A 23289-nucleotide genomic window follows, 5' to 3' on the forward strand; every position below is an offset into this window, starting at 1 on the left:
CGCGTGCCGCAACGAGGCGAAGGAGTTTCGATGGCATCCCCGCATTCGCATCTGAACCACGTCACCCGGCGCGTCATTGAGCGCAGCAAACCGACGCGCGCAGCGTATCTGGCCCGTATCGATGGCGCGCAAGGTCATTTTCCAGCGCGTGGCGCGCTTTCCTGCGCCAATCTCGCGCACGGTTTTGCCGGCATGGAAGGTCAGGAAAAAATTTCGATCAAGGCCGTCCGCGAACCGAACATCGGCATTGTTTCGTCTTACAACGAGATGCTGTCGGCTCACGCGCCATTCAAGAATTACCCCGACATCATCAAGCACGCGGCGCGCGAAGCAGGCGGCGTGGCGCAATTCGCGGGCGGCGTTCCGGCCATGTGCGATGGTGTCACGCAGGGCAATGCTGGAATGGAGCTGTCATTGTTTTCGCGCGAAGTCATTGCGATGAGCACGGCCGTCGCGCTCACGCACAATATGTTCGACGCTGCGCTGTGCCTCGGCATCTGCGACAAGATTGTTCCCGGCTTGCTGATCGGCGCTCTGCAATTCGGTCATCTGCCGACCATTTTCGTGCCGGCTGGCCCAATGACGAGCGGCCTCACCAACGACGACAAAGCCAAAGTCCGCCAGCAGTTTGCAACCGGCGCCTGCAATCGCGAAGCGTTGCTTGAAGCGGAAGCCGCCGCGTATCACGGCCATGGCACCTGTACGTTCTATGGCACGGCCAACAGCAACCAGATGTTGATGGAAGTCATGGGCTTGCATCTTCCTGGATCTGCGTTCATCCACCCGCACACGCCGTTGCGTGACGCGTTGACCGCCGAAGCCGCGAAGCGCGTGCTGGAGCTGACGGTCGAGCGCGGCAACTACACGCCGATTGGCCGGGTCGTCGATGAAAAAGCGATTGTGAACGGCATTGTTGCGCTGCTCGCCACGGGTGGCTCAACGAATCACACGCTGCATCTGGTCGCGATTGCTCGTGCGGCGGGAATCATGATCGACTGGAACGATTTCGATGAACTCTCGCAATCCGTGCCGCTCGTTGCGCGTATTTACCCGAATGGCAAGGCTGACGTGAACCATTTTCACGCGGCGGGCGGCATTGCCTATCTGGTGCGCGATTTGCTGAGCGCAGGTCTGCTCCACGAAGACGTAAAGACCGTCGCGGGCGAGGGCCTCGGCCATTACACACGCGAACCGAAACTTATCGACGGCAAGTTGCAATGGATCGATGGCCCCGAAACCAGCCACGACACCCAGGTTCTTCGCAGCCACAAGGAGCCGTTCGCACCTGATGGCGGTTTGCGTCTGATGCAGGGCAAGCTTGGCCGCGGCGTGATCAAGATCTCGGCGGTTGCGCAAGCGCATCGGCATGTGAAGGCGCCGGCTATCGTTTTCGAGTCGCAGGAAGAAGTGCAGGAAGCGTTCGACAATGGCGAACTGAAGCGCGATTTCGTGGCGATCGTCCGGTTCCAGGGCGCGCGCGCGAACGGCATGCCGGAGTTACACCGGTTGACGCCCCTTCTGGGTGTGTTGCAGGATCAGGGCTTCCATGTGGCTTTGGTGACGGATGGCCGTATGTCGGGCGCGTCCGGGAAAGTGCCCGCTGTTATCCATATTTCGCCGGAGGTGCTGCTGCAGGGCCCGCTGGGCAAGGTACGCACGGGCGACATGATTGTTATCGATGCAAATAACGGCGTGCTGGATATTGATATCGACGCAAACGAGTGGGCCGCGCGTGCAGTCGCACAGCCGGCGCATCAGGCGGAGAATGAAGTGGGATTCGGTCGTGAGCTGTTCGGCGTCTTCCGCCACGCTGCGATGCCGGCAGAACTGGGCGCGTCGGTGTTCGGCCCAATGGTCGGTGAAGTCGCGCCACAACACGTAAAGGAGAAGTAAATGAAGTCAGTTAGCGAAATCGTGCGTCTGGGGCCAGTGATTCCAGTGCTTGCATTCGAATCGGTCGAGCAGGGTGAGAATGTCTCGCGCGCGCTGCATGCCGGCGGCGTCAAGGTGCTTGAGATCACGCTGCGCACGGCCGCAGGGTTAGAGGCGATCGAGCGCGCAAGCCATCTGGCCGACGATATTGTGGTGGGTGTAGGAACAATTACCCGTCCCGAACATTGCGCGCAGGCAAAGAAAGCCGGTGCGCAGTTCGGGGTATCGCCGGGACTGACCAAAGAGATCCACCAGGCTTCGCTCGATGCTGGTCTGCCCTTGCTGCCAGGCGTGATGACGCCGACCGACATCATTGTGGCCATGGAACTCGGCTACGAAATCGTGAAGCTGTTTCCGGCGCAACAGGCGGGCGGGGTGTCAATGCTGCAAGCGCTCAACGGGCCATTCCCCGGCCTGAAATTCTGCCCGACCGGCGGCATTACGGCCGAAACTGCGCCGAACTTTCTGGCGTTGCCGAACGTGGTGTGCGTGGGTGGATCGTGGTTGACGCCAAAGGCCGCATTGACTGCGAAAAATTGGGAGGAAGTCACGCGCCTCGCGCGTGCGGCCAGCTTGTTAGCGCCCACGCAGCACTAAGCCCAAGCGTTGGGTAGTTTTGTCGCTGTACTGAAGGCCTCCGCGCTCGACACGCGGAGGCTTTTTCACATTTAGACATAGTTCCCGCGCGAGTTTCTAAACCTCCAAGTAAAATCCCGGTCAGTCACGCTGAAACGCGCGTGCGGTTTCAACGCGGCTGTTAAAAGGTAGCAACGTACCGCGCTGCGCAAAAAAAACGTCAACCAACTGAGGAGGCACTTTATGGAGCCAGTCCACGGCAGCATGCTGCTGGCATACGCGGTGATCGCGATCGCGTTGCTCATCTTGCTGATCACGCGCTTCAAGGTGTACCCGTTCCTTGTTCTGATCATTGTGTCCCTGTTGCTTGGCCTTGCCGTAGGCATGCCGATGGACAAGATTGTCAGCGCCTTCGAAACGGGCAATGGCAACACGCTCGGACACATCGCGATCGTTGTCGGTCTGGGTACCATGCTCGGCAAGATGATGGCGGAATCGGGCGGCGCTGAACGTATTGCCAACACCCTGATTGGCTGGTTCGGTGAGAAGTACATCCACTGGGCAATGATGTGCGTTGCGATCATCGTCGGCTTGCCGGTCTTCTTTGAGGTCGGCTTCGTCCTGCTGATTCCCATCGCGTTCAACGTCGCCAAACGGACCAAGAAATCGCTTCTGCTGATCGGGCTGCCTATGGTCGCCGGCCTCTCGGTCGTGCATGGCCTGATCCCGCCTCACCCCGCTGCACTGCTCGCCGTGCAGGCGTATCACGCGGACATTGGCCGGACGATCGCGTATGGCTTGATTGTCGGGATTCCCACAGCGATTGTGGCGGGTCCGTTGTTTGCGCTGCTGATCCACAAACACATCAAGCTCGCCGAAAACAATCCGCTCGCCGCGCAGTTCGTGGACTCGCGCAAGGAAGACGAAACGCGTGAGTTGCCGGGTTTTGGCATCACCTTGTTCACCATCTTGTTGCCGGTGATCTTGATGCTGATCGGAAGTTGGGCCGACCTGATCTCGACGCCCAAGACCTTGCCGAACAATGTGTTGCGCTTTTTCGGGACATCGGATGTGGCGCTGCTGGTTGCCGTGCTGTTCAGCTTCTGGAGTTTTGGCGCATCAAGGGGGTTCAATCGCGAGCAGATTCAGAAATTCTGCGGCGAGTGTCTGGCGCCTATAGCGGGGATCACGCTGATCGTGGGTGCGGGCGGCGGCTTCGGCCAGGTATTGCGTGAGAGCGGAATTTCACAGCAACTGGTCTCGACGGCGTCGGCTGCGCATCTGTCGCCGTTGCTGCTCGGCTGGTTTGTCGCGGCACTCATCCGTCTGGCCACAGGTTCAGCGACGGTTGCCATGACGACGGCGTGCGGCATTGTTGCGCCGATCGCGGCCGCCTCGAACGGCGCGGTGAGCCCGGAACTGCTGGTGTTGGCAACGGGTTGCGGGTCGTTGATTTTCTCGCACGTGAACGACGGCGGATTCTGGCTGATCAAGGAGTATTTCGGTATGACGGTCGGCCAGACGTTCAAGACGTGGTCGCTGTGCGAAACGATTATTTCGGTGATGGGTTTAGGACTGACCTTCGCACTCGCGACGGTCGTGTAAGGAGATTCTCATGATTTTAATTACGATGGGTGTATCGGGCTGTGGCAAGACGACCATAGGCGAGTTACTCGCTAAACGGCTTGGTTGCGATTTCGCCGATGCCGACAGTTTTCACAGCCAGGCGAACAAGGACAAGATGCACAAGGGCATCCCGCTCACCGACGAAGACCGTTGGCCCTGGTTGAAAGCGATCCGGGCATCGATTGTGGAGAAACAGGCTGACGGGACTACACACGTCTATGCCTGTTCGGCGCTGAAACGCGTCTATCGGGACATTCTGCGTGACGGCGACAAGGACGTGACATTCGTCTATCTGAAGGGATCGCCCGAGCTGTTGAAAGAGCGGATCAAGACCCGCAAGGGGCATTTTTTCGACCCGGCGCTGTTGCAGAGCCAACTCGACACACTGGAGCCGCCTGGCCCGGATGAAGCTATCGAGGTGGATGTGGCTTTAACGCCGGAGCAGATCGTGGATCAAGTGCTCAAGGAAGTGAAGGAACGCTGACTGGCAACAGTCAGGCTGCCAATGAGTAAATGACAAAAAAGCAAAAAGCCGGTTCTCGCATAACGCGAAACCGGCTTTTTGCTTTTTGAAAAAGTAGTGCGATCCGATTAAATCTTTTTTGAGCATCGCAACGCTTGTCATTGATGAAACGGAGTGTGTCCAAACGGAAGCTTGTTTTCGAGATGGCTCTTCACCGATATTCCTACCTGCGTCTCCCACTGGTTTAGCGGCACTCGCACCTCGCCAACGAGTGTTTCGATGTCCTTGAGATTGAGCGGTAAGTGGTAGATCGGCACAAGGACTCAGACATTTAGGATTGTTCCAATTGGCCCGCGCTCGCCTGATAGCCAGAATTGGAGCTCCCCGATAGGAATGTGCACACTCGCTATTCCTGCGGCTTTCCGAGCTTACTAGGCGCGACCGGTCATCTGATCGTCGGCCTTGGGGCTTCATCGATTTGACAGTAACACCTGGACAATCAAGAAATGGCAATTCAACCTACCCCCCCGAATCCGCTTTTAGCCGCGGCTTTAAAAACCCCGATAGTCACCAGCCTGGTCGACGGCAATTCACTGCCGATCGTTGACGGTGTTACCGCCGACGCTTCGCCGAAGATGAGCGGCACCGGCACCGCTGGCGACATCATCAGCTTGTATGACGGTGTGATCCTGTTGGGTTCGACTATCATCGACGCCAACGGCAAGTGGTCCGTCCAGCCTGCGGTTCCAATGGCTCCAGGCTCGCATGGCCTTTTCGTGGTTGAATCCAACGCCGCAGGCGACACCAGCCTGCCGTCGGATCGTTCGTGGATTATCGTCACGCCGAGCTACGCGCCTGCTCCGGTCATCACGAGTCTTGTCAATGAGGCTGGCCCGGCTCAACACGTGATTCCGAACAACGGTTTCACCAATGACTCGCACCCGACCATTAGCGGAACGGGTGTCGCGGGCAGCAGCATCCTGGTCTACGTAGATGGCGTAAATTCTTATTCTCCAGTCATAGTTGACGCCACGGGTCACTGGACGTTCACCCTGGCAGTAATGGGTGACGGCCCGCACGTGTTGTCCGCGGGTCAATATAGTGCTACTCAGGATCTGAGCCCTCAGTCCAACACCTGGACCGTGACGGTTGACACCAGCCCGGTTGCCAAGCCGGTGGTGAACGTTCCGACCGACGACAGCGGCGTGCCGATCACCGGCACGACGACTGACGCGCATCCGAACATTAGCGGTACAGGCAAGGCAGGCGACACCATCACCGTGTACGACGGTTCGAAGGTGATTGGCTCGGTGGTCATTGGTGCGGACGGCAAGTGGAGCTTCAAGCCCACGACGGATCTGTCCAACGGCACGCACGACATCTATGTGATCGAAACGAACCCGGCCGGTACGTCCAGCCCGCAGTCGGATCACACCGCGATCGTGATCAACACGAATCCGTCGCCGGTCATCCTGAACATTGTGGATGCGGTTGGCCCGGTTCAGGGCACGGTTCCGGTCGGTGGGGTGACCGACGATACGCATCCGACCATCAGCGGCACGGGCATTCCGGGCAATACGGTTTATGTGTATCAGAACGGCATCGGCTGTGGCGACACCAAGGTCGCGGCAGACGGCACGTGGTCAATCAAGATCACGGGCGCCATGTCGAACGGCGTGCATGACATGACGGCGACGCAGTTCGCAGCGGGTCAGCCACAAAGCCCGGCGTCGAACCATTGGTCCTTCACGATCGACACGAGCACGCCGGCCAAGCCGGTAGTGAACCCACTGACCGACGACAGCGGCAAGGTCATCAGCGGCCCGACGACCGATGGTCATCCGAACATCAGCGGTACAGGCAAGGCAGGCGACACCATCACCGTGTACGACGGCTCGAAGGTGATCGGCTCGGTGGTGATTGGCGCGGACGGCAAGTGGAGCATCAAGCCCACGACGGATCTGTCGGTTGGCACGCATGACATCTACGCAATCGAGACGAACCTCGCCGGTACGTCAAGCCCGCAGTCGGATCACACCGCGCTGACAGTGACAACGGGCATCGCTCCGCCCGCAGCGTCGATCAACTGGTTGAACGGTCAGTCCCTCGACGCTCACATTGCACCGGGCGCAGGGAGCAACAGGCTGGACGGGCTCGGTGAGCCGGGCGACGTTGTCACGCTCTACAATGGCTCGAAGGTTCTGGGATCCGCAGCGGTCGGCGCCGACGGATTGTGGGGCCTTTTCATAACTGGTTTGGCCGGTTCGAGCGACATTTACGTGACGCAGACGAATGCTGCGGGCGTGGTGAGCCCGCCGTCGAGCCACTTCAATTTTGCGTTGTCTGCTGACAAGCCTGTTGTCACCAGCATCACGAATGAAGCTGGGGTGCCCATCACGAATGGCGTGACGAATGACGCGCGTCCGATCATGAACGGCACGGGCAAGGCAGGCGACACGATTGTTATGTACTCTGCCGATTCCCAGCCAGTTGGCTCGACAATTGTGAAGGCCGATGGCACGTGGTCGGTCAAGCCAACCGTCGATCTGAGCGGGAAGCTGGACCTTTACGTGGTCGAGTCGAACCCGGGCATCATGTCGGACACGGCGTCGGCACATACGTCGATGGTGATCGACACGAGCACGCCGGCCAAGCCGGTGGTGAACCCACTGACCGACGACAGCGGCGTGCCGATCACGGGCTCGACGACTGACGCACATCCGAACATCAGCGGTACAGGCAAGGCAGGCGACACCATCACCGTGTACGACGGCTCGAAGGTGATCGGCTCGGTGGTCATTGGTGCGGATGGCAAGTGGAGCATCAAGCCCACGACGGATCTGTCGGTTGGCACGCATGACATCTACGCAATCGAGACGAACCTCGCCGGTACGCCCAGCGCGCAGTCGGATCACACCGCGCTGACAGTGACAACGGGCATCGCTCCGCCCGCAGCATCGATCAACTGGTTGAACGGTCAGTCCATCGACGTTCACATTGCGCCGACCGCAGGGACCAACAGGCTGGACGGGCTCGGTGAGCCGGGAGACGTTGTCACGCTCTACAATGGCTCGAAGGTTCTGGGATCCGCAGCGGTGAACGCGGCTGGAGTGTGGAGCATTTTCACAACTGGCTTGGCCGGTTCGAGCGACGTCTACGTGACGCAGACGAATGCTGCCGGCGTGGTGAGCCAGCCGTCGAGCCACCTCAATTTTGCGTTGTCTGCTGACAAGCCTGTTGTCACCAGCATCACGAATGAAGCTGGCGTGCCCATCACGAATGGCGTGACGAATGACGCGCGTCCGATCATGAACGGCACGGGCAAGGCAGGCGACACGATTGTTATGTACTCTGCCGATTCCCAGGCAGTTGGCTCGACAATTGTGAAGGCCGATGGCACGTGGTCGGTCAAGCCAACCGTCGATCTGAGCGGGAAGCTGGACCTTTATGTGGTCGAGTCGAACCCGGGCATCATGTCGAACACGGCGTCGGCACATACGTCGATGGTGATCGACACGAGCACGCCGGCCAAGCCGGTGGTGAACGTTCCGACCGACGACAGCGGCGTGCCGATCACGGGCTCGACGACTGACGCACATCCGACCTTCAGCGGTACAGGCAAGGCAGGCGACACCATCACCATGTACGACGGCTCGAAGGTGATCGGCTCGGTGGTGATTGGTGCGGATGGCAAGTGGAGCATCAAGCCCACGACGGATCTGTCCAGCGGCACGCACGATATCTACGTGATCGAAACGAACCCGGCCGGTACGTCAAGCCCGCAGTCGGATCACACCAGTGTCGTGATCAACACGAATCCGTCGCCGGTGATCCTGAACGTGGTGGACGCGGTTGGCCCGATTCAGGGCACGGTTCCGGCAGGTGGCGTGACCGATGACACGCATCCGACCATCAGCGGCACGGGTATCCCGGGCAATACGGTTTATGTGTATCAGAACGGCATCGGCTGTGGCGACACGAAGGTGGGCGCCGACGGCAAGTGGTCGATCAAGATCCCGGGCGCGTTGTCCAACGGCGTGCACGACATGACCGCGACGCAATTTGCTGCCAATCAGCCGCAAAGCCCGGTATCGAATCACTGGTCGATCACGGTTGACACCAGCACGCCAGCCAAGCCGGTAGTGAACGCGCCGACCGACGACAGCGGCAAGCCGATCAGCGGCACGACGACTGACGCGCACCCGACCTTCAGCGGCACGGGCAAGGCAGGCGACACCATCACCATGTACGACGGCAAGACGGCGATCGGCTCGGTGGTGATCGGTGCGGACGGCAAGTGGAGCCTCAAGCCCACGACCGATCTGTCGAGCGGTACGCACGATATCTACGTGATCGAAACGAACCCGGCGGGTACATCGAGCCCGCAGTCGGATCACACCTCTGTTGTGATCAACACGAATCCGTCGCCCGTGATCTTGAACGTGGTGGACGCGGTTGGCCCGGTTCAGGGCACGGTTCCGGCAGGTGGCGTGACGGATGACACGCATCCGACCATCAGCGGCACGGGCATCCCGGGCGATACGGTGTATCTGTATCAGAACGGCATCGGTTGTGGCGACACGAAGGTGGGCGCTGACGGCAAGTGGTCGATCAAGCTTTTGGGCGCGTTGTCCACGGGCGCGCACGACTTCACGGCAACGCAGTTTGTGCCGGGTCAGCCGGAAAGCCCGGTATCGAACCATTGGTCGATCACGGTTGACACCAGCACGCCAGCCAAACCGGTAGTGAACGCGCCGACCGACGACAGCGGCAAGCCGATCAGCGGCACGACGACTGACGCGCACCCGACCTTCAGCGGCACGGGCAAGGCAGGCGACACCATCACCATGTACGACGGCAAGACGGCGATTGGCTCGGTGGTGATTGGTGCGGACGGCAAGTGGAGCCTCAAGCCCACGACCGATCTGTCGAGCGGTACGCACGATATCTACGTGATCGAAACGAACCCGGCGGGTACATCGAGCCCGCAGTCGGATCACACCTCTGTTGTGATCAACACGAATCCGTCGCCCGTGATCTTGAACGTGGTGGACGCGGTTGGCCCGGTTCAGGGCACGGTTCCGGCAGGTGGCGTGACGGATGACACGCATCCGACCATCAGCGGCACGGGCATCCCGGGCGATACGGTGTATCTGTATCAGAACGGCATCGGTTGTGGCGACACGAAGGTGGGCGCTGACGGCAAGTGGTCGATCAAGCTTTTGGGCGCGTTGTCCACGGGCGCGCACGACTTCACGGCAACGCAGTTTGTGCCGGGTCAGCCGGAAAGCCCGGTATCGAATCACTGGTCGATCACGGTTGACACCAGCACGCCAGCCAAGCCGGTAGTGAACGCGCCGACCGACGACAGCGGCAAGCCGATCAGCGGCACGACGACTGACGCGCACCCGACCTTCAGCGGCACGGGCAAGGCAGGCGACACGATCACCATGTATGACGGCAAGACGGCGATCGGCTCGGTGGTGATTGGTGCGGACGGCAAGTGGAGCCTCAAGCCCACGACCGATCTGTCGAGCGGTACACACGATATCTACGTGATCGAAACGAACCCGGCGGGTACGTCGAGCCCGCAGTCGGATCACACCTCTGTTGTGATCAACACGAATCCGTCGCCTGTAATCCTGAACGTAGTGGATGCAGTTGGCTCGGTTCAGGGCACGGTTCCGGCAGGTGGCGTGACGGACGATCCGCGTCCGACCATCAGCGGCACGGGCATTCCGGGCGACACGGTGTATGTGTACCAGAACGGTATGGGTTGTGGCGACACGAAGGTAGGCGCTGACGGCAAGTGGTCGATCAAGCTCTTAAGCGATTTGTCCACGGGCGCGCACGACTTCACGGCAACGCAGTTTGCTGCGGGTCAGCCGGAAAGTCCGGCATCGAACCACTGGTCGATCACGGTTGACACCAGCACGCCAGCCAAGCCGGTTATCACCGGTCTGACCGACGACGCGGGCGCAGCAATCCCCGCTGGCGGCGCAACGGTCAACGCGCACCCGACGGTGAGCGGCACGGCCAAGGCAGGCGATATCGTCACGCTGTACGACGGCTCGACGGTGATCGGTTCAGCGAAGGCTGGCACGGATGGCAAGTGGAGCATCAAGCCGTCGACGGATCTGTCGGCAGGTTCGCACGACGTGTATGCCATCGATACGAACCTGGCTGGCACGCCAAGCGCACAGTCGACGCACGTTGCGTTCACGGTGGTGTCGGCGTTTGGACCGCCGGTGATCACGAATGTTGTTGATGCAACCAGCACTCACGCGGGTACGGTTCCGACCGGTGGCACCACCACTGATACGCATCCGACGGTTAGCGGCACGGGCATTCCGGGCGACATTATTTATCTGTATCAAAACGGCTCCGGGTGTGGCGGCACCACGGTGGGCGCCAACGGTACATGGTCGGTCAAGATACCAGGCGACCTGTCCGCCGGCTGGCACGCCTTCACGGCAACGCAGTTTGCGCCGGGTCAATCGGAAAGCGTTGCCTCGAACAGTTGGTATGTCTCGGTTGCGGCGAGCAGCAGCAGCGGCGGCACCAGCGGCGGCTCCGGACCGAGTTCGGTCACTATCACGAAGATCGTGGATTCGAATAACAACGCAATGTCGAACGTTGCTGCGTCGAAAGAGCTGCATCCGACCGTCAGTGGTACGGCCCCTGCGGGCAGTACCATTCAGGTGGTTGCGGGCATGACGTGGGTAGGCCGGACTACGGCCGACGCCAACGGCAATTGGTCGGTTACCGTTACAGGCGACATAACTAACAGCGCGACGAAAATCAATGGAATGTTGCTCGTAAGCTTCACCGCGGGGCTAATTGGTGCCGGTGGGAACGACTACGATTACAGCGCTGTGGTGACCGCACTTATCAACCCCAACTTGCAATCAGTCATGCTCAAGTCGACCCATGTGGTGGTTGATGATTCGGTGGTAGTGGCGACGGACACGCACGACCAGCAGGCTGTGCAGCAGGTTGCGCAGCCGGCCGCACCGGTGGCGGAGCATCATACGGTTGTGGATGCAACGCATACGTTCAAGGGCACGGCGGGCGGTAATGAAACCGTTGACCTGAGCGTTGATCCGGCCTCGTACTTCAAGCAAGCCACGGCTCACATTGAAGGCGCGAAGGGTGGTGCTGTTGATACGTTGCATCTGATGGGTGACCACCAGGTGCTGGATCTGACGTCACTGACCGGTAAAACGGCAGCGGCGAAGATCTCGGGCATTGAAGCCATCGACCTGGGCGGTCAGCACAACACGCTGAAACTTTCGCTGACAGACGTGCTGAATCTGGGCGAAACCGACCTGTTCCAGAAGGACGGCAAGCAACAGATGATGGTGAACGGCAAGGACGGCGATTCGGTTGATCTGTCGAACTCGCACGTTGCCGGTCTGGCTGACGGTGAGTGGGCGCAACACGGTACGGCGCAAGTTGGTGGTGTGACGTACAACGTGTACGAACACTCGGGCGCGCACACTGAATTGCTCGTTCAGCAAGGCGTGCAGATCGTAGTGCATTAAGAGTGGTGAGATCCGCTTTCGCCTGGTGAGGAAAGCGGGTTGATTCAAGGTAGCAAGAGGCCGTTCCAGGATGTTCTGGAACGGCCTTTTTTTTGCGGTGCGCCCGGCAAGAGATCGCCCAATTTTTTCAAACCGGCCGCTGCAATCCCTCAGGTCAGTGACCCATATAGTGCGATCCGATTAAACCGTTTTTTGAGCATCGCAACGCGTGTCATTGATGAAACTGATTGTGTCCAAACGCAAGCTTGTTTTCGAGACAGGTTGAATCTGCATATGACCGAGGCATTTAGGATTGTTCCAATTGGTCAGCGCTCGCCTGATAGCCAGAATTGGAGCTCCCGACGGGAGTGCGCGCGTGCGCGATCCCCGCCGGTTTTCGAGCTCACTGCGCGCGACCGGTCATCTGATCGCCGGCCTTGGGACTTCATCGATTTGACAGTAACACCTGGGCAATCAAGAAATGGCAATTCAACCTACCCCCCCGAATCCGCTTTTAGCCGCGGCTTTAAATACCCCGATAGTCACCAGCCTGGTCGACGGCAATTCACTGCCGATCGTTGACGGTGTTACCGCCGACGCTTCGCCGAAGATGAGCGGCACCGGCACCGCTGGCGACATCATCAGCTTGTATGACGGTGTGATCCTGTTGGGTTCGACTATCATCGACGCCAACGGCAAGTGGTCCGTCCAGCCTGCGGTTCCAATGGCTCCAGGCTCGCATGGCCTTTTCGTGGTTGAATCCAACGCCGCAGGCGACACCAGCCTGCCGTCGGATCGTTCGTGGATTATCGTCACGCCGAGCTACGCGCCTGCTCCGGTCATCACGAGTCTTGTCAATGAGGCTGGCCCGGCTCAACACGTGATTCCGAACAACGGTTTCACCAATGACTCGCACCCGACCATTAGCGGAACGGGTGTCGCGGGCAGCAGCATCCTGGTCTACGTAGATGGCGTAAATTCTTATTCTCCAGTCATAGTTGACGCCACGGGTCACTGGACGTTCACCCTGGCAGTAATGGGTGACGGCCCGCACGTGTTGTCCGCGGGTCAATATAGTGCTACTCAGGATCTGAGCCCTCAGTCCAACACCTGGACCGTGACGGTTGACACCAGCCCGGTTGCCAAGCCGGTGGTGAACGTTCCGACCGACGACAGCGGCGTGCCGATCACCGGCACGACGACTGACGCGCATCCGAACATTAGCGGTACAGGCAAGGCAGGCGACACCATCACCGTGTACGACGGTTCGAAGGTGATTGGCTCGGTGGTCATTGGTGCGGACGGCAAGTGGAGCTTCAAGCCCACGACGGATCTGTCCAACGGCACGCACGACATCTATGTGATCGAAACGAACCCGGCCGGTACGTCCAGCCCGCAGTCGGATCACACCGCGATCGTGATCAACACGAATCCGTCGCCGGTCATCCTGAACATTGTGGATGCGGTTGGCCCGGTTCAGGGCACGGTTCCGGTCGGTGGGGTGACCGACGATACGCATCCGACCATCAGCGGCACGGGCATTCCGGGCAATACGGTTTATGTGTATCAGAACGGCATCGGCTGTGGCGACACCAAGGTCGCGGCAGACGGCACGTGGTCAATCAAGATCACGGGCGCCATGTCGAACGGCGTGCATGACATGACGGCGACGCAGTTCGCAGCGGGTCAGCCACAAAGCCCGGCGTCGAACCATTGGTCCTTCACGATCGACACGAGCACGCCGGGCAAGCCGGTAATCACGGGTCTCACGGATGACGCGGGCGCAGCCATTCCCGCTGGCAGCTCGACGACCAACGCGCACCCGACGGTGAGCGGCACGGCCAAGGCGGGCGATATTGTCACGCTGTACGACGGCTCAACGGTAATCGGTTCAGCGAAGGTTGGCACGGATGGCAAGTGGAGCATCAAGCCGTCGAAGGATCTGTCGGTGGGTTCGCATGACGTGTATGCCATCGACACAAACCTGGCTGGCACGCCAAGCGCGCAGTCGGCGCACGTTGCGTTCACAGTGACGTCCGCGTTTGCACCACCGGTGATCGTGAGCGTCGTGGACGCAGTTGGCCCGGTTCAAGGCACGGTTGCAGCCGGTGGCGTGACGGACGATCCGCGTCCGACGATCAGCGGCACGGGCATCCCGGGCGACACGGTTTATCTCTATCAGAACGGTACCGGTTGCGGCGACACCAAGGTGGGTGCCGACGGCAAGTGGTCAATCAAGCTCTTGAGCGATTTGTCCAGCGGCGCGCACGACTTCACGGCGACGCAGTTTGCGCCGGGTCAGTCGGAAAGCGCGGCATCGAACCATTGGTCGATCACGGTTGACACCAGCACGCCAGCCAAGCCGGTAATCACGGGCCTCACGGATGACGCGGGCGCAGCGATTCCTGCTGGCAGCTCGACGACCGACGCGCACCCGACGGTGAGCGGCACGGCCCTGGCAGGCGATATCGTCACGCTGTATGACGGCGCGACGTTGATCGGTTCGGCGAAGGCTGGCACGGACGGCAAGTGGAGCATCAAGCCGTCGAAGGATCTGTCGGTGGGTTCACACGATGTGTATGCCATCGATACGAACCTGGCCGGTACGCCAAGCGCACAGTCGACGCACGTTGCGTTCACGGTGACGTCGGCGTTTGTTGTCACCTTTCGGCGTAATGGCGCCGGGCATTTTCGCCGTAATGACGCCACCGGAAACGAGCAATTGGAGGGTTCGAACGGGGATCAAGGTTGCTTGATTTTGCCTCCTTTTGCAAGCTCGGTTCTAGGTGACTCGACGCCCGGTTTTAGTCCGCGATAGCTCTCGCCGTCGAGGACGATTTTGTGGGCACCATGACGCAAGCGGTCAAGGGTTGCCGCGCCGATCATCTTGTTACCTGGGAATGCTTCACCCCATTCCGGGAAGTCCAAATTGGAAGTTAAGATCGTGGCCGTGCGCTCATAACGCTCGGCGATCAGGTCGTGGAAGTCTTCATCGTCCGGCGAACGCAGTGGCTTGAGTCCGAAGTCGTCAATGATCAGAAGTGGAAGCTTGGCGAGATACTGGAAACGGCGGTCGTAGGTGCCCACGGCCGCCGCGCTGCGTAGACTTGATAGCAATTGGCTTTGCGTAGAGAACAAGACATCGTGTCCTTGCCGCGCAGCTGCATGTCCCAGCGCTTGTGCGAGATGACTCTTGCCAGTCCCACACGGGCCGGCGATCAGAACGGCTACTTTCTCGTCGATGAATCGGCACGTGGCCAGATCGTGGATGGCGGCTCGATTCAAACCTGGCAGCCGATCGAAGTCGAAGCCTTCGAGTGTCTTCTGGCTACGGAAGTTGGCGCGTCGCATGCGCAAGCTGAGTTTCTTGTTATCGCGCCGGGCTACTTCATCATGGATGAGCAGCGAGAGGAATTCGGTGAAGGCGAGCTTGCGATCAATGGCCTCGCGGTTGCGCGCTTCCAGCGAATCGAGGATGCCAGACAAGCGCAGTTGTTTAAGCAGTGGAGTCAGTTCAGGAATGGGATGCATGGCCGGCCTTATTGGAGAATGGTTTGTGTATTGCGGCAGAAACGGCCCCCTTCGGTGTAGGTGCTCGCCAGCGCATCAAAGGCGTTTAACAGCGTCAGCTGATCCAATCCCTTTTGCAGAATGGTCTTAACTGCCGTGTAATGCGGCGTGCCGTAATGGTTGGCGCGCGAGCAAGCAGCTTCGAGTCGAATCGCGCCGTATTTCTGTTTGAGCCGCAACACGCCTTGCACCGAGCGCATCTTGATTAAGACTTTGTCGCCGAAGAGCGCATGAACCAGGGCGTAGCAGGCAGGCCCGATCTGCTCAGCAGTTGCCAGACACCATTGAGTGTCCTGCAGTTGCCACGCTTGAGCAGCGGATGGCAGATGATCGTCTACGGTGCGGCGGCCCCCCGGACGGGTAAGACGCACGTGGGCGGCAACCGATTCCTGCCCGCGATAGAGTGTCACCATAGTGTCGGTCGCCTTGAGCCACAACTCCTGGCCGACCAGTCGATACGGGACCGAGTAAAAACTCTGCTCGAACTGAACGTGAGCGTCGCGATGCACCTTCCCCTTAGCCCACACCGCAAGCTCTGGTGGGACGTCTGGCAAGCTGCTTAGCAGGCTTCGTTCGACTTCCGCGAAGCGTTTGAGCGGCATCTCGCGGGTGGTCCCGTGAATGCGGTTGCCGGCCTCGTTCATGACCCAAGCGTGTATCTGGCGGTTGGCGTCAGCCAGACCGCGGAACTCCCGCAGTGGCAAGAAGCCTCGCTTTACAAATTTGACGCCCGATTCCACGATTCCCTTTTTTTGCGGATCCCTTGGCGGGCATGCATCGATCTTGAAACCATATCCTTCTGCGCACTCGCCATACGCGCGTTGCACTTCGGGCTCGTAATAACACGCCCGGGTGATCGCACATTTGCAGTTGTCGATGATGACCCGGGCCGGCACGCCCCCAAATGCCTCAAAGGCGCGCCGATGACATCCCAGCCAGGTCGCTACGGTTTGGTCTCGAACAAACTCGACATATTGGTGGCGCGACCACGCCAGGGTCATGACGAAGAACCAAGTCTTATGGATCTCGCCGGTGAGCGCGTCGGTCATCATCGGGCCGGCGCCGAAATCAACTTGCGCGGCTTCGGCCGGCTTGAACTCCAGGCGCAGCGGCACGTCGGGCGTGTGCGAGGCGTCTATATGCAGAAGGAAACGATAGACCGAGGAATAGCTGCCGCTGTATCCGTGGTTGCGAACGAGCGTGGCGTGGATCGTGGTGCATTGAACGCCGGTTGCCCGCCACTTGCTGATCTGCTCGCGCCACGGTTCCAAGGTTGAGACGCAACTCGATGGTAGCGGCGCCTCTTTGCGATCCAGGAAAGCGGCCATTACGTGTTCGTCGGGTAAAGCCGCTTCACGCGCCAACCATCCGTTCTTGGCGGCAATCTCCCGCACCTGCGCAATCTTCTTGCGCCCCATGGTCTTCGATCGTGCGATATCCCGGTCAGAGTCGCCTCGGCGCATGCGCACCAGGATCTGTCGGTATTGGTACATCTCGAACCTCCGATTGGCCACGGCCTCTCCCGGCAAAAGGCCGGCAGTCTAGCCGATCAATGAAAGTTCGAACCCTCGTTGCTCGTCATCCGGGTGGCGCCATTACGCCGAAAAACGACTGGCGCCTTTACGCCGAAAACGTCGTGGCTCCATTACGCCGGAAATCCGGTGGCGCCATTACGCCGAAAACGAAATGGCTCCTATATGCCGGAAATTCACATTTGTGGCGCCGGTGATTGTGAACGTGGTGGACGCGGTTGGCCCGATTCAGGGCACGGTTCCGGCAGGCGGTGTGACCGATGACACGCATCCGACCATCAGCGGCACGGGCATTCCAGGCAATACGGTTTATGTGTACCAGAACGGTGTGGGCTGTGGCGACACGAAGGTAGGCGCCGACGGCAAGTGGTCGATCAAGATCCCGGGCGCGTTGTCCAATGGCGTGCACGACATGACCGCGACGCAGTTTGCGCCGGGTCAGCCGGAAAGCGTGGCGTCGAACCATTGGTCGATCACGGTTGACACATCGACCCCAGCGAAGCCGGTCATCACGGGTCTGACGGACGACGCGGGCGCAGCAATCCCCGCTGGCAGCTCGACGACCAACGCGCACCCGACGGTGAGCGGCACGGCCCTGGCAGGCGATATCGTCACGCTGTACGACGGCTCAACGGTGATCGGTTCAGCGAAGGCGGGCACGGACGGCAAATGGAGCATCAAGCCGTCGACGGATCTGTCGGTGGGCTCGCACGACGTGTATGCCATCGATACGAACCTGGCCGGCACGCCAAGCGCACAGTCGACGCACGTTGCGTTCACGGTGACCTCGGCGTTTGTGGCGCCGGTGATCCTGAACGTGGTGGACGCGGTTGGCCCGGTTCAAGGCACGGTTCCGGCAGGTGGTGTCACGGACGATCCGCGTCCGACCATCAGCGGCACGGGCATCCCGGGCGACACGGTTTATCTCTATCAGAACGGCATGGGCTGTGGCGACACGAAGGTAGGTGCGGACGGCAAGTGGTCAATCAAGCTCTTGAGCGATTTGTCCAGCGGCGCGCACGACTTCACGGCGACGCAGTTTGCGCCGGGTCAGCCGCAAAGCGTGGCGTCGAACCATTGGTCGATCACGGTTGACACGAGCACGCCAGCCAAGCCTGCTATTCCGGTGCTCAGCGACGACAATGGCGTGGTGATTCCCGCGGGCTCGACCACCAGTAACGGCCATCCGCACATCAGCGGCACGGGCAAGGCGGGCGACATCATCACGGTGTACGACGGCACGAGCACATTGGGTTCGGTCAAGATTGGCAGCGACGGCAAGTGGATCTTCACGCCGGCCGCTGACCTGTCCACAGGTTCGCACAGCATTTCCGTGACGGACACGAACGCGGCCGGCGCGATCGGACCGAAGTCCGATGCGTTTGCCTTCAACTTCTCGCTGGTCGCAGATGCGCCGGTGATCCTGAACGTGGTGGACGCGGTTGGCCCGATTCAGGGCACGGTTCCGCCAGGCGGTGTGACGGACGATCCGCGTCCGACCATCAGCGGCACGGGCATCCCGGGCGATACGGTGTATGTGTACCAGAACGGTATGGGCTGTGGCGACACGAAGGTGGGCGCTGATGGCAAGTGGTCGATCAAGCTCTTAAACGATCTGCGTGCGGGAGTAAACGACCTCACGGCAACGCAATTTGCACCCGGTCAGCCGCAAAGCGCGGTATCGAACCACTGGTCGATCACGGTTGACACCAGCACGCCAGCCAAGCCGGTCATCACGGGTCTGACGGACGACGCGGGCGCAGCAATCCCCGCTGGCAGCTCGACGACCAACGCGCACCCGACGGTGAGCGGCACGGCCCTGGCGGGCGATATCGTCACGCTGTACGACGGCTCGACGGTGATCGGTTCGGCGAAGGCGGGCACGGATGGCAAGTGGAGCATCAAGCCGTCGACGGATCTGTCGGTGGGCTCGCACGATGTGTATGCCATCGATACGAACCTGGCTGGCACGCCAAGCGCACAGTCGGCGCACGTTGCGTTCACGGTGACTTCGGCATTTGCACCGCCTGCAATCCTGAACGTGGTGGATGCAACCACCGCACACACGGGTACGGTTCCGGCCGGTGGCGCAACCACCGACACGCATCCGACGGTCAGCGGCACGGGCATTCCGGGCAACACCGTGTATCTGTACCAGAACGGTATGGGCTGTGGCGACACCAAGGTGGCTGCCAACGGTACATGGTCGATCAAGATCACAGGCGACCTGTCCACGGGCGCACACGACTTCACCGCAACGCAGTTTGCTGCAGGTCAGTCGGAAAGCGCGGTATCGAACCATTGGTCGATCACGGTCAGCACACCGGTGGTCGCTCCCACGGAGTCGGTCACCATCAGCGGGCTGTACGACGACACATCGGGCAGTCTGGTGCTGGTGAACCGCGGTGGTTCGACGCTGGACACAACGCCGATCGTCAAGGGCACCGTTGACCATGCGTTGCTGAGTGGTGAATCGCTGGTGGTTTATCGCGATGGCAACAAGGTCGGCACGGCCACCATGAGCGGCACGAGCTGGTCGTTCAACGATTCGGGCGTGGGAGTGGGAAGCCACACCTACACGGCACGCGTTGAGAACAGCGCGGGCGCGAGCGCGTTCTCGGCCGGGTACAGCTTTAGCGAGGCGTCGCCGTTTGCACCGCCAGTGATCGCAAACGTGGTGGATGCCACCAGCGCTCACACGGGTACGGTTCCGGCTGGTAGCACCACCACCGACACGCATCCGACCATCAGCGGCACGGGCATTCCGGGCAACACGGTGTATCTGTACCAGAACGGCATGGGTTGTGGCGACACGAAGGTGGCTGCCAACGGTACATGGTCGATCAAGCTCATAGGCGACCTGTCGACTGGCGCACATGACTTCACCGCCACGCAGTTTGCTGCAGGTCAGCCGGAGAGCGCGGTATCGAACCATTGGTCGATTACGGTCAGCACACCGGTGGTCGCGCCGACAGAAGTGGTCACGATCACCGGTCTGTATGACGACACATCGGGCGACATGATGTTGGTGAACAAGGGCGGCTCGACCAAGGACACGACGCCGAGCATCAGGGGCATCATCGACCATGCATTGCTCAACGGTGAATCGGTGGTTGTTTATCGCGACGGCACCAAGATCGGAACGGCTGAGATAAACGGCAGCACCAACTGGTCGTTTAACGATTCGGGCGTGGCAGTAGGAAGCCACACCTATACGGTGCGCGTGGAGAGCAGTGCAGGTAATGGCGCGTTCTCGGCAGGGTATAGCTTTGTCGAGGTTTCGGCACTCACCGCGCCGGTGATCGCAAACGTAGTGGACGCAACCAGCGCTCACACAGGTACGGTTCCGGCCGGTGGCGCGACGACCGACACGCATCCGACGGTCAGCGGCACGGGGTTTCCTGGGTACACTGTTTATCTGTATCAGAACGGTGTGGGCTGTGGCGACACGAAGGTGGGTGCCGATGGCAAGTGGTCGATCAAGATCACGGGTGATTTGTCCAGCGGCGCACACGACTTCACGGCAACACAGCTTGCCGTTATTGGAGGAGAAAGCGCAGCATCGAACCATTGGTCGATCACGGTCAGCGCACCGGTGGTCGCGCCCACGGAGTCGGTCACCATCAGCGGCCTGTACGACGACACATCGGGCAGTCTGGTGCTGGTGAACCGCGGTGGTTCGACGCTGGACACAACGCCGATCGTCAAGGGCACGGTTGACCATGCATTGCTGAGTGGTGAATCGCTGGCGGTTTATCGCGATGGCAACAAGGTCGGCACGGCCACCATGAGCGGCACGAGCTGGTCGTTCAACGATTCGGGCGTGGGAGTGGGAAGCCACACCTATACGGCACGCGTTGAAAACAGCGCAGGCGCAAGCGCGTTCTCAGCTGGGTACAGCTTCAGCGAGGCGTCGCCGTTTGCACCGCCTGTGATCGCGAACGTGGTGGATGCCACCAGCGCTCACACCGGTACGGTTCCGGCTGGTGGCGCAACCGCTGACACACATCCGACGGTCAGCGGCACGGGCATTCCGGGCGACACCGTGTATCTGTACCAGAACGGCATCGGTTGTGGCGACACGAAGGTGGCGGCCAATGGCACATGGTCAATCAAGGTCACAGGCGGCCTGTCAACTGGCGCACACGACTTCACCGCCACGCAGTTTGCTGCGGGTCAGTCGGAGAGCGCGATATCGAATCATTGGTCGATCACGGTCAGCGCACCGGTGGTCGCGCCCACGGAGTCGGTCACCATCAGCGGCCTGTACGACGACACATCGGGCAGTCTGGTGCTGGTGAACCGCGGTGGTTCGACGCTGGACACAACGCCGATCGTCAAGGGCACGGTTGACCATGCATTGCTGAGTGGTGAATCGCTGGCGGTTTATCGCGATGGCAACAAGGTCGGCACGGCCACCATGAGCGGCACGAGCTGGTCGTTCAACGATTCGGGCGTGGGAGTGGGAAGCCACACCTATACGGCACGCGTTGAAAACAGCGCAGGCGCAAGCGCGTTCTCAGCTGGGTACAGCTTCAGCGAGGCGTCGCCGTTTGCACCGCCTGTGATCGCGAACGTGGTGGATGCCACCAGCGCTCACACCGGTACGGTTCCGGCTGGTGGCGCAACCGCTGACGCACATCCGACGGTCAGCGGCACGGGCATTCCGGGCGACACCGTGTATCTGTACCAGAACGGCATCGGTTGTGGCGACACGAAGGTGGCGGCCAATGGCACATGGTCAATCAAGGTCACAGGCGGCCTGTCAACTGGCGCACACGACTTCACCGCAACGCAGTTTGCTACAGGTCAGCCGGAAAGCGCAGCATCGAACCATTGGTCGATTACAGTTAATACCACGCCCGCCGTTGATCCAAACATTGCCCATATTGTTGCCAATGGACGTTTCCTCGCGGGGCTGGTGAACATTATTGGCTATGGTGTTTCCATACAATTGCCGACAGTTGACACTGCAAAAGTCGCATCGGTTACCGTTGTTGACAACCTTGGAAAAACACTAACCTCAACTTCCCTTGTGGTTTTGAGCGATGGTAATACTTACTACAACATACCTTACTACTATCCTCTTTACGGAAGTGCCGGCGTCAATCGGATAAACGTATATGTTACCGACACAAGTGGCAAAAAATATCTCGTGGATTCTGGCGCGATTGTGTTCGGTAGCGACGGGCCGGGTGGGGTGACTATGCCTTATAACGTCGTGGTCTACTCGCACGGGTTCAGCGGAGGCAGTGCGGTACCGTTGGCTTCTGTTTCGGCAGTCCATAGTTCTCAGGAGGTTACGAGCGACAGCTCTGATGCCCAGGCTGTAGCCGCGTCATCTACTGATGATTCTTCCACGCTGGCGACGGCTGATCATCACATTGCGGTTGGTCAAACTGAATTGTTCGTAGGCAAGTCTGGCCACGACACAGTCGATCTGAACGTGGATCCTGCTTCCTACTTCAAGGAAAGTACCGCTCACATTGAAGGCAGCAAGGCCCATGGGATTGACCCGACAACAGGTACGGCGACTGCGGTCAATACGCTGCACCTGACGGGCGATCATCAGGTGCTGGATCTGACCTCGCTGACAGGCCAGACGGCAGCGGCAAAGATCTCGGGCATTGAAGCCATCGACCTGGGCGGTCAGCACAACACGCTGAAGCTGTCGCTCACCGACGTGCTGAATCTGGGCGAAACCGACCTGTTCATGAAGGACGGCAAGCAGCAGATGATGGTGCAGGGCAAGGAAGGCGACGAAGTCGATCTGTCGAACTCGCACATTGCGGGTCTGGCTGAAGGCGAGTGGCAGGCGCACGGCACAGCGCAAGTGGGTGGCGTCACGTACAACGTGTACGAGCACTCAGGCGCGCATACCGAACTTCTGGTTCAGCAAGGTGTGCAGATCGTCGTGCATTAAAGCTTCATGATGTAGACATCCGCTTTCGCCGGTTTGGGAAAGCGGGTTGATCGAAGTTGTACGAAAAGCCGTTCCAGGATGTTCTGGAACGGTTTTTTGTTTTGGACCGCGCGGACCCATTCACATGAGTGGTCGTGATGCAGC

The 23289-nt window shown here is 60.0% G+C and carries 9 protein-coding genes; 7 read left to right on the forward strand and 2 right to left on the reverse strand.

The features are described 5' to 3' along the window. Positions 1-30: 30 nt before the first annotated feature. The 6 genes from edd (at position 31) to SBC1_RS02795 (ending at position 14938) form a co-directional block, all read left to right on the forward strand. Positions 31-1893, forward strand: a complete 1863-nt coding sequence (gene edd, locus SBC1_RS02770; protein ID WP_165086473.1) for a phosphogluconate dehydratase — start codon at positions 31-33, stop codon at positions 1891-1893. Next, on the forward strand, positions 1894-2529 hold the full coding sequence (eda, locus tag SBC1_RS02775) for a bifunctional 4-hydroxy-2-oxoglutarate aldolase/2-dehydro-3-deoxy-phosphogluconate aldolase (RefSeq protein WP_165086475.1): 636 nt from the start codon (positions 1894-1896) through the stop codon (positions 2527-2529). A 222-nt stretch (positions 2530-2751) separates the two neighbouring features. Then, entirely contained in the window at positions 2752-4113 is a 1362-nt protein-coding gene (locus SBC1_RS02780; RefSeq protein ID WP_165086477.1) for a GntP family permease, read from the forward strand. 10 nt (positions 4114-4123) lie between these two features. Continuing rightward, complete coding sequence (locus SBC1_RS02785) at positions 4124-4618, forward strand: gluconokinase (protein WP_165086480.1); 495 nt, start codon at positions 4124-4126, stop codon at positions 4616-4618. Positions 4619-5103: 485 nt separating this feature from the next. Continuing rightward, on the forward strand, positions 5104-12141 hold the full coding sequence (locus SBC1_RS02790; RefSeq protein ID WP_165987210.1) for an Ig-like domain-containing protein: 7038 nt from the start codon (positions 5104-5106) through the stop codon (positions 12139-12141). Between the two features lie 460 nt (positions 12142-12601). Next, complete coding sequence (locus SBC1_RS02795; protein ID WP_165987212.1) at positions 12602-14938, forward strand: Ig-like domain-containing protein; 2337 nt, start codon at positions 12602-12604, stop codon at positions 14936-14938. On the opposite strand, the gene istB is transcribed toward SBC1_RS02795, so the two are convergent. Both istB and istA read right to left on the reverse strand, forming a co-directional pair. After that, positions 14863-15651 (reverse strand): IS21-like element helper ATPase IstB, encoded by a 789-nt coding sequence (gene istB, locus SBC1_RS02800; protein ID WP_165098394.1) that lies wholly within the window; start codon positions 15649-15651, stop codon positions 14863-14865. The two genes, SBC1_RS02795 and istB, sit on opposite strands and share 76 nt — an antisense overlap. Before the next feature lie 8 nt (positions 15652-15659). Continuing rightward, entirely contained in the window at positions 15660-17183 is a 1524-nt protein-coding gene (gene istA / locus SBC1_RS02805; protein ID WP_165106248.1) for an IS21 family transposase, read from the reverse strand. A gap of 193 nt (positions 17184-17376) precedes the next feature. Between istA and SBC1_RS02810 the strand changes: the two genes are divergently transcribed. Next, on the forward strand, positions 17377-23145 hold the full coding sequence (locus SBC1_RS02810) for an Ig-like domain-containing protein (protein WP_165987213.1): 5769 nt from the start codon (positions 17377-17379) through the stop codon (positions 23143-23145). Positions 23146-23289: the final 144 nt, after the last annotated feature.

It is taken from the genome of Caballeronia sp. SBC1 (genome assembly GCF_011493005.1).
GTDB lineage: Bacteria > Pseudomonadota > Gammaproteobacteria > Burkholderiales > Burkholderiaceae > Caballeronia.